The following is a 15851-nucleotide window of genomic DNA, read 5'->3' on the forward strand; positions in this document are numbered from 1 at the left end:
TTTTTTAAGGAGATTTAATTATGCCTATTTTATTATATGATTCTACCTTCGATGGCCTGCTATGTGCCATTGCTAAGGCATTTAAATACAATTATGAGGATATAACTATAAAGGATAAATCATTAAGTCAGCTATCACTTATTGATAAGGTTATGGATATAAAAACTGATCCTATTCTTTCAAAAAAAATGTACGAAAGAATAGCAAGTCTCTGGGGAAGTCTAACAATTGAAAACATATACAAGGCATATTTATATCCAGAAACGGAGACTTTAATATTTAAGTATCTATACCTTCTTACTAAAGAAAAAGCTCCTCCTTTAGAGACCTTATCCCATGTCGAGCTTACTTTACTAGATAAGCGTATTCAATGTGTTTCTAGGGATATCCATAGGTGGTATGGATTTTTAAGATTTAAAGAAGTTAAGCCTAACACTTTTTATGCTTATTACGAACCCAAATTCGACCTAACAAACTTAATTATTCCTCATTTTATCAGTAGATTTCCAAATCAAAATCTAGTCATTCACGATACTTTAAGATCCTATGCTGCACTATATAACCAAGTAGAAATAGTCTACCATAGACTAGAAAAGCTTAACTTGGATTTATTATCAAGTTATGAAAATAACTACCAAGAAATGTGGAAAGAATATCTACATCATCTTACTATAAAAGAAAGAATAAATCCCAAAAGACAAATGGCATTTATGCCAAAAAAATACTGGCCATTTATTTCAGAAATGAAAAATTAATCTTTGATTTAATTATTTATTTCCTTACTCTTCTCGCTTAAGGTAACAATGCTCACAGATATAATTACTATAACTGCACCTAAAAGCTGAATACTACTTGGGATTTCTTCATACCAAAAATAGCTTGCTATAAAGGTTACTACAGGAATCAAATTCATAAAAACTGCTGATATTGTAACCCCTAAATTATTAAGAGCAAACATATAAAAATAAGTTGCTATTCCAGAGCAAAATACTGCTAAGAATATAAAATGCATTGATATTTCCGGATTAATTTGACTCCAACTTACCTTTTCAAACCCCAAAAAAGGAATGAAGGCTAAACAGCCAAACAAGCTCTGATAAAAGCTTACTGTAACATCTGAGTATGTATCGAAAAGTGGCTTTGTAATTATAAGATATATACTAAAAGATATAGCTGCTCCTAGCATATATAAGTATCCCAAAAGGCTTCCTTCTGATGATAAATCACCTCCTATAACTAGGTAAACTCCAAGTATAGATAACGCTACTGCTAGCAATGCTGTTAGCTTAGGAATTTTTTTCAAAAAAAAGATTTCACCAAACGCTGCAACCACTGGCATAAATGCAATTATAACCGAGGCTGCGCTGGCACTTATTCTCAATATCCCGTTATTTTCAAAGAAAAAGTATATTGTTATTCCAATAATGCCTGCCGTCGCCATTAAAGGAATATCTTTTTTTAGTAGCTTTTCTTTTGGAGCAGCGTACTTCATAATAGGAAATAAAATTATACTTGCTATTACAAATCTGTAAAACGCTAAACTAAGAGGGGGAAATACATCCATTGAGATTTTAATGCTTATAAAGGATATTCCCCACATCACAACTGTAATAATTAATAAAATAAGTCCTATAGCTTTTGATTTATTCATAACCTTCCCGCCTTAAATGTCAATGTAATAATGCCCTTAAGTAAGGGCATTATTATTGTATCATATTTTCTCATTCTATTTATGTTTCTTTAATTCCAATTCCATTTCCTCTATTGTTTTTTCTAGTACAAATACCCGCGCATATTTTTTTGAATTTCCAGGAACTATATGCCATGGTGCATAGCTTGTGTTTGTTTTATAAATCATTTCATTAATTGCACTTTCATACAAATTCCATTTCTCTCTGTTTCTCCAGTCTTCATCGGTAATTTTATATCTTTTGTCTGGATTCTCTTCTCTTGCTTTAAATCTAGCTAGCTGTTCTTCCTTGTCTATATGAATGAAAAATTTTAACACTATAGCCTTATAGCTTTTTAGATGTGACTCCATTTGATTTATTTCATCATAGGCTCTTCTCCACTCATTTTCACTTGCAAAGTCTTCCACTCTTTCGACCATAACCCTGCCATACCAGCTTCTATCAAAAATAGTCATATGGCCAGTCTTAGGCAGATGCTTCCAAAATCTCCACAAGTAATGGTATTTTTTCTCTGTTTCATCAGGAGCAGCTATCGGTATAACTTCATAGCCTCTTGGATCTATACTTTTAGTGAGTCTTTTTATATTACCTCCTTTTCCTGCTGCATCCCAGCCTTCAAAAACTATTATTGTAGGTATTTTTTCTCTATACAAGTCATATGCTAGTAATTTAATCTTTTCCTGAAGTTTCTTTAGTTTTTTCTTATATTCTTCATCCGAAATATCTAAGCTTAAATCAACATTAGAAAGTGGCAATACCTTTTGATTATCTAAATCAAAATCTATATTCTCACTGCTTCTTAAGTTCATATCCTCCTTAATAAGCATATTTTTGAACAACTCAACAGCAGTATGGATTAAAAATTTCGATGCATTCTTTTTATCACTACTGTCTATCAAATGCCAAGGAGATTTGGATGTATTTGTTTTGCTCAACAAATTATCATAATGCTCATAGTACTCACTATAATTTTTATTTTGATATATATCCTTTTCTTTTACTTGCCACTTAGTAGAATCATCAGATAGAAGAGCTTTCAATCTAGATTTCTGCTCCTTTTTACTTACATGTAGGAATATCTTTATAAGCAATATGCCTTCATCAATTAAAATTTCCTCAAAATTAATAATATCATCAACATCAAGCTTATATTTATTGGATTTTGATGGAAGGTCATCAACTAGCTCTCTATACCAGCTTCTGTCAAAAATCATGATTTCACCTTTTCTAGGTATCTTTTGCCAAAATCTCCAAAGAAATGGCTTTCTTTTTTCCTCTTCTGTAGATTCATGGAAAACTTCAACCTTATAGCCTCTTGGGTCTAGCTCTTGGATTAGTTCATTTATAAGAGTTCCTTTTCCAGATGCATCCCAGCCCTCAAAAATAACAAGAACAGGTAACTGCTCTTCTTTAATTTTTTGTTGTAATCTGGCTAATTCAGCTTGTAATTCTTTGTAGCTAGTATTAATAGCCTCAAATACTTCTTCCCGTTCTAAATCAAAAGCCTTGAGCATATTTTTCCCTCCTTGAATAAAAGTATAAGTAATATGACTATTTATATCCAAACTAAGGCAAATTAAGCAAGGTCCGCTTATCTTCTAAGTAAAAAAGCTGTATACCAAAGGTATACAGCTTTTTATATTTCATATAATTTATATTAGATAATATTCATTTCTTTTCCAACTTTTGTAAAAGCATCTACTGCGCGGTCTAATTGCTCTTTAGTATGTCCTGCAGTAACCATGCAGCGTACTCTTCCAGTTCCTTTAGGAACTGTTGGGAATACTATTGGACTTACGAATACTCCTGCTTCAAATAATTTTTTAGAGAACTCTATCGCTTTAGCTTCTTCTCCAATAATAATAGGAGTAATAGGAGTTTCGCTTTCTCCTGTGTTGAATCCTAGAACAGACATTTTTTCTTTGAAGTAACGAGCGTTATCCCAAAGCTTGTCAGTGTATTCTTCACTTTCCATTAGCATTTTGATAGCTTCCATAGCTGCGCCTACTGCTGCTGGAGGCATACCAGTAGAGAATAGGAACGGTCTTCCTCTATTTTTTAGCCAGTCAATAGTAACCTTCTTACCAGCTACATATCCACCAACAACACCGATAGCTTTAGAAAGAGTACCGATTGTGAAGTCAACTCTTCCATGTAGGTCGAAATGATCTACAGTTCCTCTACCACTATGTCCTAATACTCCTGAAGAGTGTGCATCATCAACATAAGTCATACAGTTGTATTTCTCAGCAAGCTCAACAATTTCTGGAAGCTTAGCAATATCTCCATCCATTGAGAAAACTCCATCAGTTATGATTAATACATTGTTGTATTCAGATCTAGTTTCTTTAAGAACTCTTTCTAAATCTGCCATATCTGAATGCTTGTAAGTAGCTTTTTTAGCTTTAGATAATCTTGCTCCATCTATAATTGAAGCATGGTTAAGCTCATCAGACAGAATTAAATCTCCTGCTTCAGTAACAGCTTGAATTGTTCCTGCATTACAGTTAAATCCTGATTGGAAAACTAAAACTGCTTCTTCTTTTTTAAACACAGCTAAAAGTTCTTCTAATTCATCATGGATTTTCATGTTTCCAATGATTGGTCTAACTGCACCTGCTCCAGCACCGTATTTTTCTATAGCTTCTATTGCAGCTTTTTTTAATCTAGGATGATTAGAAAATCCTAAATAGTTATTTGATGATAAATTGATTGCCATTTTTCCATTGATAGAACATTCTGCTTCATTTGGTCCATCAAGAGTTACTACCTCTTTATAAAGACCTGCTTGCTTTAATTCATCAATTTTTTCTTTGATAAATCCCATTTCATGTATATTTGACATTGTTTTGCCTCCTAACAATTAATCAATTACTCTACCTATATAATACACTATAATTAAAACTTGATACCTAATTTTTCAGATAATTTCTCAAGCATATCTTTAGTCATTGATTCCATTGTATAGTCAGGTTTCCAGTTCCACTCTTCTCTTGCGCAAGAATCATCTAATGAATTTGGCCAAGAGTTTGCAATTGCTTGTTTAACTGGATCTACATCATATGATAGTTCAAATTCAGGAATGTGTTTTCTGATTTCTCCTGCAAGAATCTCTGGGTCAAAGCTCATAGCTGTAACGTTGAATGCGTTTCTATGAACTAGTTTATCAGGATTTGCTTCCATTAAATCATGAATAGCTTTTATTGCATCTGGCATGTACATCATATCCATCATTGTTCCTTTATCTATGAATGATGCATATTTTTTAGCTTTTAATGCTTCATAATAGATATGAACAGCATAATCAGTTGTTCCTCCACCTGGAAGCGCTTTGTATGAAATAAGACCTGGGAATCTAACTCCACGAGTGTCAACTCCGAATCTTTTGTAATAGTAGTCACATAATAATTCTCCAGCTACTTTAGTAACTCCATACATAGTAGTAGGTCTTTGAATTGTATCTTGAGGTGTATTGTCTGGCGGAGTGCTTGGTCCAAACGCTGCAATTGAGCTTGGAGTAAATACGCTTATATTTTTTTCTCTTGCGATTTCAAGAATATTGAATAGACCATTCATATTGATATCATATGCAAGCTGTGGTTTAGCTTCAGCTACTGCTGAAAGTAAAGCAGCTAGGTTTACTATAGTATTAACCTTGTATTTATCGCATATTTCTGCCATTTTCTTAGCATCTAATATATCCAATGACTCGAATGGGCCACTTGTTAAAACATTTTCTGGACCATTATTAGTTAAATCACTTGCAATAACATTATCATTACCATATTGCTCTCTTAAAAACATTGTTAGTTCTGTACCAATTTGACCTAATGAACCTGTGATAAGTATTTTTCTCATTACCTAACCTCCATAATTTTATACATATACTATTGTGTTTGTCTAAAATACATTTTGTCAAAATAAACGTTTTTTTAAATACTATTTAGTTTTATTATAACTATAATTAATCTAAAAATAAAGTAAATTATAAAAAAATTTAAATAAAAAACTAACTTGAATAAAATAATCAAGTTAGTTAATGGTGTTTTAAAGTGTTTTAATCTAAAGCTACATTAACAGAAAGCACTATTCCATCTACATCGAAGTCGATGCAAACAATATTATCTTTTTGCAAATTAATTTCAATTTCTTCTCCATACATCATAGTCGGAACAGATATATCTACATTAATTCCATCATTTGAAAAATTTATACTTGCATTAGCAGTAAGCATATTTGATAATTCAGAAAGCGCACTTTTGGACATGTCGTCTAGTTCCTCTACCGGCATACCCATCATCATTGTAGAAGCTATTTTTTTAGCTCCATCCATATCAATAGAGTAAACCACATTACCTTTTTTATCACCAACAATTCCAAGTGTTAAGACAACGCCACTCACCATAAACTTTTTTTCTTTAAGACTTATTCCTTTTCTAGTTATGTTAGAAAATCCAATTTGTGGCATTATTCCAGTAACCGCACCTATAAAGGGGTTAATCAATCTTACATCCACTCATCATCCCCCCTTTGAAAACCAATATTCATAAATATTTCTCCAGCATTACTTTGCAAAACCAAGGAAGTGCTCTTTATTTCTCCAATTGAGATAGTCAAATCCTTCCCATGAAAAATCGTAGGTGGAGAAACTCTAAGACTAAGACCTCTATTAAAAGTGTTCAGCATCGAGCAAGCATTTCCTCCCACTATATTCCCAAACTCTCCAAAAAAAGCTATCATTTCATCCTTGGCTAATTCACTTTTGTTCAAGGCTCTTTTTGCCAACTCTATAATAGTATCGTCTGACATATCAATAACCAATCTTCCACAGTGCCTTCCTATAATACCAATAGTAACAGAGATACCTGAAGATTTTTTGGATTTTATATTTTCATTTGTTTGTTCTTCATTCTGAACTAATGGGGATGCTTCCAATCTTTTTAAATAGCTTATCAAAGATTCCCTGAATGCTCCAAAGTAATTTTCAGAAAGCAATCTATATAGCTCTTCTCCAGCAAAAAGCTTATCTATTGCTGAATTAAACTCATCTTCATCTATTGGTTTTTGTATATAAGATTTTACTCCTGCATCTTTAGCTTTTTTTATAATTTCTGCATCCATCATTGCACTTATCGCCATCACTTTGGAATTCGGGCAGTGATTTAGGATTAGCTTTGTGGCCTCTATACCATCTCCGTCTGAAAGAGTCATGTCCATAGTTACTAAATCTGGCTTGCAAGTTAATATCACAGACTTAACTTCAGCTATACTTTGAGCTTCACACACTATTTCAAAACCTTTTTTTTCCAGTAATGATTTTAATATTGTTATTGAGAAGCTAGAATCATCCACTATCATTGCTTTTAATTTGCTCATTACTTCACCACCCACCGAATATGTTCATATATAAACTATTGTGATTTTATACCCATTATACAGGATTTTTAAGCTAAAAACATAAAAAAGTACACTACTTTATTCTCAAAACTTAAAATAAAAATCCCAGTTATGCATAATTATTCTTTATAGATTATAAATATTCAAAAAATTTTTTCAAAATATTATATTATTCATTTGAAAAGAATACTAAATGTGTGGTAGAATCAATAATTATTAAAATTTGATTTAAGGATGGGTTGGGATAACTTTGTTATATTACATATTAGAAGATTCGCTTGGATTTATTTTAAACAGAACGAATACTAAGCTAAAAAGTAGGCTTCACCAAGAATTTAAAGACTATGATGTGACTCCTGAGCAATGGTCATTACTAAACTGCGTTTCTATAGATAAGCCTATTACTCCTAAGGAAATTTCAGATATAATCTATAAGGATAAACCAAACACAAATCGAATCTTAGAAAAGCTATTTGAAAAAAAACTTATATATAAGGTTCCCCATCCTACTGACAGAAGATCTTTTCACGTTTTTCTAACCGATGAAGGTCTAAAGCTTAGAACAACTTTAGTTCCTATAGCTTACTCCATCACAGAAAAGCTAACCGATGGTTTATCCCCAGAAAAAGTGCAAGAGCTTAAAGACTTGCTCAACCTTCTTTATAATAATGCCGATTTTTAAAATTGTATCCATAAATATTTTATAAGGAGTGATAAATAGTGGCTTTTATTTGGAGTACCTTAAATGTTAAAAATTTGGATGAATCCATTAAGTTTTATGTTGAGCTTTTAGAGCTTGAGGTTACTAATAGATTCAAAGCAGGACCTGAAACAGAAATTGCTTTTTTAGGAAATCAAAGTACTAAAATTGAGTTAATAGAAAACGCTGGCAAAAGTTCAATCGAAATCGGAGAAGATATATCTTGGGGTTTTAGTGTTGTCTCGCTTGATAAAATAATCTCAGTTTTGAATGAAAAAAATATTCCTATTTTAAAAGGACCTATTCAGCCAAACCCTAATATAAAATTCATTTATATAAAGGATCCAAATGGTATGAATATTCAGCTCGTAGAGGGCTCTATACAAAAAAGTTAAGCCAAAAGGCTTAACTTTTTTGTATATTACTTAAATTTTGCTATTACTTCCATTAACGAGGATGACTGCTGAGCTACATCTTCAATAGATGTATTCATATTTTTTAGTATATCCTCTGCTTGAGCCATTGTTATTCCATCTGGCTTACCAATTTGATCTAATATTTTCATAGATTTAACAAGCTTTTCAGGAATTCTTACATTCTTTCCACTTGCCGTTACTGCTTTTATTTGCTGAGCTACTTGGTCATCAAACATCTTAACCATTTGTCTTACCCCTTCAGCCTGTGTGGATTCAGCTTGTCTTAATAGCTTGTCAACTGCTGCTTGATTATTTTTGTCAATTACTAGCTCCATTGCTTCTTCTCTCATTTTTTCAGCTTCTGCAAACCACTCATTCGATTTATATTCCATAGTTTTTGTCACTGAACTTATGTCCTCAAACTGTTTTACTTCTCTAGTCTGCTTATTTAATATATTTCTTAAATCAGCATCTCCTCTTCCAAATGCATCTGCTCCAGTTCTATCGGTTACTGTATGATCCATTTTTTTAGCAAAATCCTTAATCGCACTCTCATCTATAACTTCTCTTGCATCTATATTTGTTGTCGGCAATTTCCCATTATGATGAGTCTTATATAGCTCTTGATTATATATCCTTTGCACATCTTCTTTTGGGATATCAATCCATTCGCCAGTTTTTTTATTATAAATACGCCCTGTAACATCTTTATCCATAGGAACGCTTTTAAATCTTGCAGAATTCGAAACCATATCATCAGCAGATACTGAGCCTTTATAATTAGGATTTGTATATCTACTTGAATCCAATTTTGAAGCTGTTTTTGATGCATCTAATTTTGAAGCTCCTCCAGCACCTGGAGTATTTGTTGCTTCTACAAATTTAATGTCTTCTGGATTCACACCATGCTCCTGAGCCAAGCGCTCTCTAGTATTTTGCAGAGCTGCTTGAGTATGCTGTTCATTTCTCATATTGAATTTTCCTCTAAGCTCATTTGCTCCTGGTCCTTTGTATTCCTTCAAAGAGTTCATTGCATACTTATCCTGCTGAACAGCTCTTAGTGCCTCATCGTATGCATCTTTTGCATCCTTTGCATTAGGATGAGAGCTTAATCTATCTTGAGCTCTTTTTAGATTTGCAACCTTTTGGTCTCCAATCTGTTGACCTTTTCTAAATAGCTCATCTCTTTTGCTAGTCTCAGATTTAATCCCTTTATTTGCTTCCTTATATTTTTGAATTTCCTTCTTAGCATCTTGCTTGCCTTTATCCATTGCATCATTCCATTTTTTTGCAGCCCTTTCATGAGGGTCTACTAAGTCAGAAGCGTTTTTAGCCTCTGCAGCTTTTTCTTCAGCTTGTTTTGCTACACTTTCAGCTGCTTCATCAGACTCCTTTGCAATAGAATCACTAGCATTTGTTTTTTGCACCTTTATCGCATCATCAGCTTTGGCTGCGGCTGTTTTTGACATATCGTCAGCTTTACTACTCGCTGCTTTTGCTAAGTCGTCACTTTGATTAGATGCTGCTTTGACCGCATCATCCAATTGTTTATTTGCATTTTGAATCGCTTCCTTTGCTAGCTTCGCATTTGCTAATTTCATTGATTGAGTTGCTTCGTTTGCCACTTTAGGTCCCATCCCAAAGATATCCTTAGTAGTTTTAACTATATCCTGTCCAAGAAAATCTCCAACCTTGCTTGAAACATTGCTTAATTTTTTCAAAGCCGCACTTCCAAGCTTTGTAGTACTAAGTGCATCTGATGCAGTCTTGGCAACTGAACTTACTACACTTCCTCCAAAATCAAGCCCTGCTCCCACAACTCTACCAAATCCTTCTTCTGCAACTGTTTGTATTGCTAGTTTTCTTGCTATATCTGACCAATTATCCATTCCTTGATTAACATAGTCTTTTGTAGTATATACAGATTTTGCAATCTCAAATCCAAACTCAGATTTTCCAGCCGTAGCTATTCCAGCTACTATTCTCAGTGAAATTGCCAATCCAGTTTCTCCTCTTGCAACTTCTTCAGTTGTCAAATCTAAGGTATCTCTCACATGCTCATAACTAGAGTATTCTCCTGGTATTTGACTTGAGCTTGAAATTTCTCCTCTTGTAAATCTTCCATGGAAATCTCTCAATCTTCCAAGAGCTTTTTCATCTATACCTTTTCCGTTATTTATATTATCTTGAATCTTTTGTAAATGCTTTGCCATGTGACTAGAAAGATTATTATCTTCATCACTGCTTTTAATATACTTCTGCTTTAATTTTTCTATTTGATTTAACCTGTTCCAATAACCAGTATCACCATCATTTCTTTCTGCTACTAGCTGGCTTTCGGCTTTTGCAATAGCTTTATCTATCTCTAAATCCCTTCTTGCCTTATCAAGATCATCAGTGCTGAGCCTTGAGCCATAACTGCTTTCAAAATCTCCAGTTTCTGGATTTAGAACATATATTTCTTGAGAGCCTCCTGGATAATCAACAACTAAGGTTCCATCAGATGGATCATATTTGCCTCCTGGTATGTTTAAGTTTCCTGGACCTCTTGGAGTAAATCCTCCAAACCCACCTGCTAAAGCAGCTCCAGCTCCAATTATAGCTCCCAGTGTTGAAGCTATATTTATCATAGCCATTTCATCTTCTGAAGCTCTTTCATTCCAATCATAATCTCCTGATTCAAAATCCTCCCAAGGAAAGCCTTCACTTTCTATTAGGTCTTCATCCTCATTATTTTCTTCAGCCCCAGATGCTACAGTTGCTTCCCAAACATAGGTATCTGCGATAACTATAGCTTGTGGCCAAAAATACGTACCTAATACTCTTTCAATCGTTATCTCTTGCCCTAGCGTTACCCCTTGAGGGATATTGCCACTTAGAGTTTTATTAGAATACGTAAAAGCTCCCAAATCATAAAAGTTAGGATCAGACATGCTAAATTGTTCCATACGCTTACCAGAAATTATTCCTCCAAAAATAACTCTAGAATTAGGTTCTTCTTGATCTAGGCTTCCTCCATTAAGCATGATATTTGCATTTACATCAATTTTTACCTGAGCTTCACTGTCATAGGAAGATTCAAGTGATGAAAACTCAGCTACATAGTCAGCCTGCAAATTATTGTTTTCACTATAGCGGTGATAAAGAGTCTTACCATCCTCCATAACTCCTGTTTCATTTCTAAATGTTCCATTAAAATACTCTAATCTTGTTTGATTAGAACCTTCATCTACAAAGGCATAGTAGTTGGTTTCTTTGTGCATCCACTTTCCTGTAGCTAAAGGTGGAGCTTCATTTGTATCAAAAGTAATTTCATCAATTCTAAGTAGTATCGTAGCTTTTCCATAGAAATCTGCTTGCCAAGACTCTTTAGCTTCACTTACTAAAAATTTTAAATGTACCTCAGCGTATAGATTATTTGGATTAATCAAATCTACAAATTCATATTGAGATACATAAAAATGTGGTGCTCCTATAAAAAAATTGAAGCTTCCTTCTTGACTATCAAACCCACTGTAGCTAACTGTTTCTCCAATAGCTGTACCCATTCCATATCCTTCAAAATTAAACGATATGTCGCTGTTTGCTGACCAATTGCCATTATTATTTGAAATAGTATATTCTCCAGAAAAATCATACTTATCATCACTATATTCTAAACTTACTGATTCTAGTGGCATCCTAGTAGAACTATTTGGTGTTACCTCTGAGTAATTTTCAGATAAGGAAAGAATTTGTTTTTCGCCGCTTCCTTCTCCTATTGTGATTGCTACAGGTGTAAATTTTATTCCAGTAGGAGGCTTTTCTTTTATTAGCATATTATAATCTACCTGTTGCTGGGTAAGTGTAGATTCCTGAGCTGGCAGATTTCTAAATCCATAAGCTTCAAATGGTTCTTGCCAATTTGTTTGTGCGAAACCTAGCTTCGTAAAAGGAAAAATACTGGCTACACTAAAAATTCCTATTAAAAATACACTAGCAGTTCTAGCTGCTGCTCTTTTTCCCCTAAACAAAGTCGCAATAACCATGCTTAAAATTAACAAGCCCATTCCAAGAATATACCATTGTGGTCCTGTTATCGAAGCTAACAAAGCTATTAAAATTGATGCAACATACCCTATGATTAAGCCCCCACCAAAATTGCTGGCTTTTTTTCTACTCATTCTTCCTTTTGAAAAGGACCTAATAAGCTCTACTATAAATCCTCTTGGATTTCTCAGTGATCTAATAACAGCTACAATAGATGCTGCTGCTATAGCTCCATTTTCAGTTGTTCCGTTGCCTGTTTTAAAATTATATAAAATTAATGCAGTCCCTATTCCAGCAATAAATAATGCAAATCCTCTTGCAGTATTTATTCTAAAAGCGCTTCCAATTTTCATTTGAACTGGCTTAGCACTTTTTTTACCTGAAAGAAAAGGCATAAGTAAACTAGTTGTTAGCCATGAAATAAGGGCTTTTCCAAAAACTCCTCCTATTGCTCCTATAGACCCTGCATACATCCCACCTTGAGCAAAAGTAAGAATACTGAGTATCTTTACAACCTCGTTATCTGGATTATTAAGCCTAAGATAAGATAATGCTATCCAGATTGCTGACAATACGATAGTAGGAAGTAATAGCTTTGGAGATTTTAGAATATGCCCTATTCCACTAAAAGCTGAGCTTATGCTTTTTGACAAAAAACCTGCTGGCCCCAATGTGGCTGTATCTAATTGCTTTTGAATTTCAGCCATAATTCACCTCCAAAATTTATTTGCTTACAAGTGATTTTCCACAGCTAGTACAGAATTTTGCCGATATTTTTACTTTAGCACCACAATATCTGCAAAATTTCGTATCCACATGCTTATCATCAGGAGCTTCAGATTTATCGGCTTCATTTAATTTAGTCTCAGTAGCACTAGCAGGCTCTTTAAATTCTTTTATTATAATTTCAGGCTCATCTCCCGGTGCAATAACCATCTCTATTAATTCGCAAAACTTTTCCTTATTTATACATTTTAAAACGACTTTATCTTCATCAGCTATCGGCATAATATAATATAAAATTTTGTCATATTTGATGAAAGCTATTGGCATTTGCGCTAGTTGATTATTTTCAAAAAACAAGCTTCTAAAAGAAATCATATTTCTTTTTTCTAGCATCAGTCCTAATAGCCTGTATCCTGTTTCCGTAAATTGAATCTTTTGATTAAGAAGTTTTAATATTTCTAGATTTTCAAGCTCTTTCAAACCTTTTTCAATGTTCTTAATATCCCCTAGGGATAGGTTGTCAAAAGGTCCAAATGCTTCAGTAACAAACGGAAGGAACCATCTAATATCTTTGCTTTCAAGTGAAAATCCAAAAACATCTTTTATTTCAGAGGCATCGACATCATAGCTATCTGGTACATGAAAAAGTAGCTGTTCTAGATATTTTCTTTTAAGAGCATCTCCAATAGCCATAAGGCATAAAAATCCCAAGGTACTCATAGTAAGCTGTGTTCTTGTTTCGATGGTTTCATCAGCTGTAAATAAATCACTAAAATATGAAGATATTTCATCTGGAGAGGTAAGCTTTATAGTCGATTCATTATTATCAGTATTCTGGAAATAAAAACCTAAGCTATCTAGTCTAGAAATAACTGTAGTGAAAATTAAGTTATCCTCATCGGTCACACCAGTAATATAGCTAAGGCTAAATGGATAGAGCATCAATTTTTTTATAGTTTCATCAACGTCTGCAAGGTCAGAGCTTAATTTATTTTCATCTTTATATGTTCTTTTTAGAATTTGTGCCAATTTGTTATAGCTATTTTCTTTATATAACTTAGAAATTTCATTATTATCATACTTAAGTATACTGCCCATATTTTTATCCCCCAGTTCTAATTAAATACTATTAATGATATTTGATTTAATTCCTACTATGAGTAATTGCTTTTTTTAAAAGCAACACTTAGTAAAAACCCTCCTAAAAGCATCATAATTATTTGTCCTGCATTTGGTCTAACCTCACTGGATAACGAATTAAGTCTAGGCTGAAAGCTAAAATAATAAACCGTATTTTCCACCTTTACACCCATATCAGAGCCTCTTCGCGTAGATGTTCCATTATAAACATTTCCATCTGATGCTAGAAAATCATAATCTACAGACCACTCATATCTACTCTCTGCTGGATATGAATCATTTGATCCTCCAACTCTCCTAGTTGAAATATTTGCAGTTGATGTATCGCCGAAAATAAATAATAGTATATTGATACTAGCTATAAGAATCAGCATAAGTCCAACTATAAATAAAATAATCTTTCCGAAAATACTTCCTTTGGCTACATTCTTCATAACTATCTACTCCTAAAGGTTATTTAATATTTGCCTTTTTGCATCTTTTAGCTATATAGTCATATACAGAGTTAAAATCTTCTCTACTTACATAAATTTGATTTCGTTCAAAGCTCTCATTTACATATATTATATTTAGATTCCTTTTAGCCTTTATATTCTTAACCTTAGAAAATTGGCTATATGAGGTTTTTTTAGCATTTGCAAGCAAGCCCGCTCCCATAGCTGTTGGGTTATTAGCGAGCGCTCCAGCTAGAACTGTTATCATGCTCAGAACCTGAGAACGCTTAAATTGTTTATCCATTTGGATATGTCTAATTCCCTTTTCATCCATTTCAAAAGCCACGCAATATTTTCCTCCATTTAGAACTGCTATTATTATGTAAGCAATTATTGCAAGGCCAACCATAATTCCTCCAGCAATACCTCCTACGGTTACAAAAGCCTCAATAGCTTCACTAAATCCTCTTTCAAATAATTCTAAAAGGCTAACAAGCAGAGTTGGAAATGCTGTAGCTAGTAGAACTACCTTTAGCAAAGTAATTAATATCCCTGGATTAGTCCACATATTAAGCTCATAAACCCATCTATATACTCCATCTTCTCCTTTGGATATTTCCTTAGATTCATCAAGTAAACTTACTTCTAGTTGCTGACTTCCACAAAATTCGCAAAACACACTTCCATCTTTTATTTCTTTGCTACATGATATGCATTTCATTCTAGCCCCTCCTTCGATTATCACTATATTAACCATGATACAACACTGAGAAACTATATATCAACCAAATATTTATTTATAGCTTATTAATCAAAAAACAAAAATGCTCCCGCCATAGAAACAGTTTTATTATTTAAACTATCTACCATAGAGAGAGCATATCCAAATACCTGGGGCTGCTTTACTGCTTTACATTAAATTGTTATTTCTATTCTGTTCCCATCTGGATCTAAAATGCAGCTCTCATAATAGCCATCGCCTGTTACTCTAGGCTCTCCTACAATTTCATACCCATCACTTCTTAATTTAGTGGTAAGCTCATCCACTTTTTCTTTACTTCCCACTGAAACAGCAAAATGAATTAACCCAAGATACTGCGAAAAGCTATTATTTAAGTTCAAAGGAATACTTGGCATTTGAATAAGCTCTAGTCTACAACCTGAATCAAACATCAAAAAATATGATTCAAAGGATTTGGATGAATTAATATATTTACTTCCTGAAGTACATCCAAAATATTCTATATAAAAAAGCTTTAGCCTTTCAATATCTGAAGTCCAAATAGCAATGTGTTCAATGTTCATTTTCATTATCCTT

The 15851-nt window shown here is 33.4% G+C and carries 14 protein-coding genes; 3 read left to right on the forward strand and 11 right to left on the reverse strand.

Annotated features, from left to right (window positions below):
- Positions 1–20: 20 nt before the first annotated feature.
- Positions 21–755: a TIGR03915 family putative DNA repair protein gene (locus B5X47_RS00735; protein WP_079588322.1), complete on the forward strand. Its 735-nt coding sequence runs from the start codon at positions 21–23 to the stop codon at positions 753–755.
- A gap of 8 nt (positions 756–763) precedes the next feature.
- On the opposite strand, the gene B5X47_RS00740 is transcribed toward B5X47_RS00735, so the two are convergent.
- The 6 genes from B5X47_RS00740 to B5X47_RS00765 all read right to left on the reverse strand — a co-directional run bounded on the left by B5X47_RS00740 (position 764) and on the right by B5X47_RS00765 (position 7067).
- Positions 764–1651, reverse strand: coding sequence for a DMT family transporter (locus tag B5X47_RS00740; RefSeq protein WP_079588323.1), 888 nt, complete (start codon positions 1649–1651; stop codon positions 764–766).
- A gap of 75 nt (positions 1652–1726) precedes the next feature.
- Positions 1727–3205 (reverse strand): phosphate--AMP phosphotransferase, encoded by a 1479-nt coding sequence (locus tag B5X47_RS00745; RefSeq protein ID WP_079588324.1) that lies wholly within the window; start codon positions 3203–3205, stop codon positions 1727–1729.
- 143 nt (positions 3206–3348) lie between these two features.
- Positions 3349–4536, reverse strand: coding sequence for a glycine C-acetyltransferase (locus B5X47_RS00750; RefSeq protein WP_079588325.1), 1188 nt, complete (start codon positions 4534–4536; stop codon positions 3349–3351).
- Positions 4537–4589: 53 nt separating this feature from the next.
- Complete coding sequence (locus tag B5X47_RS00755) at positions 4590–5549, reverse strand: L-threonine 3-dehydrogenase (protein ID WP_013361834.1); 960 nt, start codon at positions 5547–5549, stop codon at positions 4590–4592.
- Positions 5550–5748: 199 nt separating this feature from the next.
- Complete coding sequence (locus B5X47_RS00760) at positions 5749–6207, reverse strand: chemotaxis protein CheX (protein ID WP_079588326.1); 459 nt, start codon at positions 6205–6207, stop codon at positions 5749–5751.
- The gene (locus B5X47_RS00765) at positions 6198–7067 is read right to left on the reverse strand and encodes a response regulator (RefSeq protein ID WP_079588327.1); all 870 of its coding nucleotides are present in this window, start codon (positions 7065–7067) and stop codon (positions 6198–6200) included. The genes B5X47_RS00760 and B5X47_RS00765 overlap by 10 nt, the downstream gene beginning before the upstream one ends.
- 271 nt (positions 7068–7338) lie before the next feature.
- Between B5X47_RS00765 and B5X47_RS00770 the strand changes: the two genes are divergently transcribed.
- Both B5X47_RS00770 and B5X47_RS00775 read left to right on the forward strand, forming a co-directional pair.
- Positions 7339–7770, forward strand: a complete 432-nt coding sequence (locus tag B5X47_RS00770; protein WP_079588328.1) for a MarR family winged helix-turn-helix transcriptional regulator — start codon at positions 7339–7341, stop codon at positions 7768–7770.
- A 38-nt stretch (positions 7771–7808) separates the two neighbouring features.
- Entirely contained in the window at positions 7809–8183 is a 375-nt protein-coding gene (locus tag B5X47_RS00775) for a VOC family protein (RefSeq protein WP_079588329.1), read from the forward strand.
- Between the two features lie 26 nt (positions 8184–8209).
- Here B5X47_RS00775 and B5X47_RS00780 read toward each other — a convergent pair whose 3' ends face one another.
- From B5X47_RS00780 to B5X47_RS00800, 5 genes are all read right to left on the reverse strand, one after another.
- Positions 8210–12940, reverse strand: coding sequence for a hypothetical protein (locus B5X47_RS00780; RefSeq protein WP_079588330.1), 4731 nt, complete (start codon positions 12938–12940; stop codon positions 8210–8212).
- Positions 12941–12956: 16 nt separating this feature from the next.
- Complete coding sequence (locus B5X47_RS00785; protein WP_079588331.1) at positions 12957–14057, reverse strand: zinc ribbon domain-containing protein; 1101 nt, start codon at positions 14055–14057, stop codon at positions 12957–12959.
- 56 nt (positions 14058–14113) lie between these two features.
- Positions 14114–14533, reverse strand: coding sequence for a hypothetical protein (locus B5X47_RS00790; protein WP_079588332.1), 420 nt, complete (start codon positions 14531–14533; stop codon positions 14114–14116).
- A gap of 19 nt (positions 14534–14552) precedes the next feature.
- Positions 14553–15254, reverse strand: a complete 702-nt coding sequence (locus B5X47_RS00795) for a zinc ribbon domain-containing protein (RefSeq protein WP_079588333.1) — start codon at positions 15252–15254, stop codon at positions 14553–14555.
- Between the two features lie 194 nt (positions 15255–15448).
- On the reverse strand, positions 15449–15838 hold the full coding sequence (locus B5X47_RS00800) for a VOC family protein (RefSeq protein WP_079588335.1): 390 nt from the start codon (positions 15836–15838) through the stop codon (positions 15449–15451).
- Positions 15839–15851 lie beyond the last annotated feature (13 nt).

It is taken from the genome of Acetoanaerobium noterae (assembly GCF_900168025.1).
Lineage (GTDB): Bacteria > Bacillota > Clostridia > Peptostreptococcales > Filifactoraceae > Acetoanaerobium > Acetoanaerobium noterae.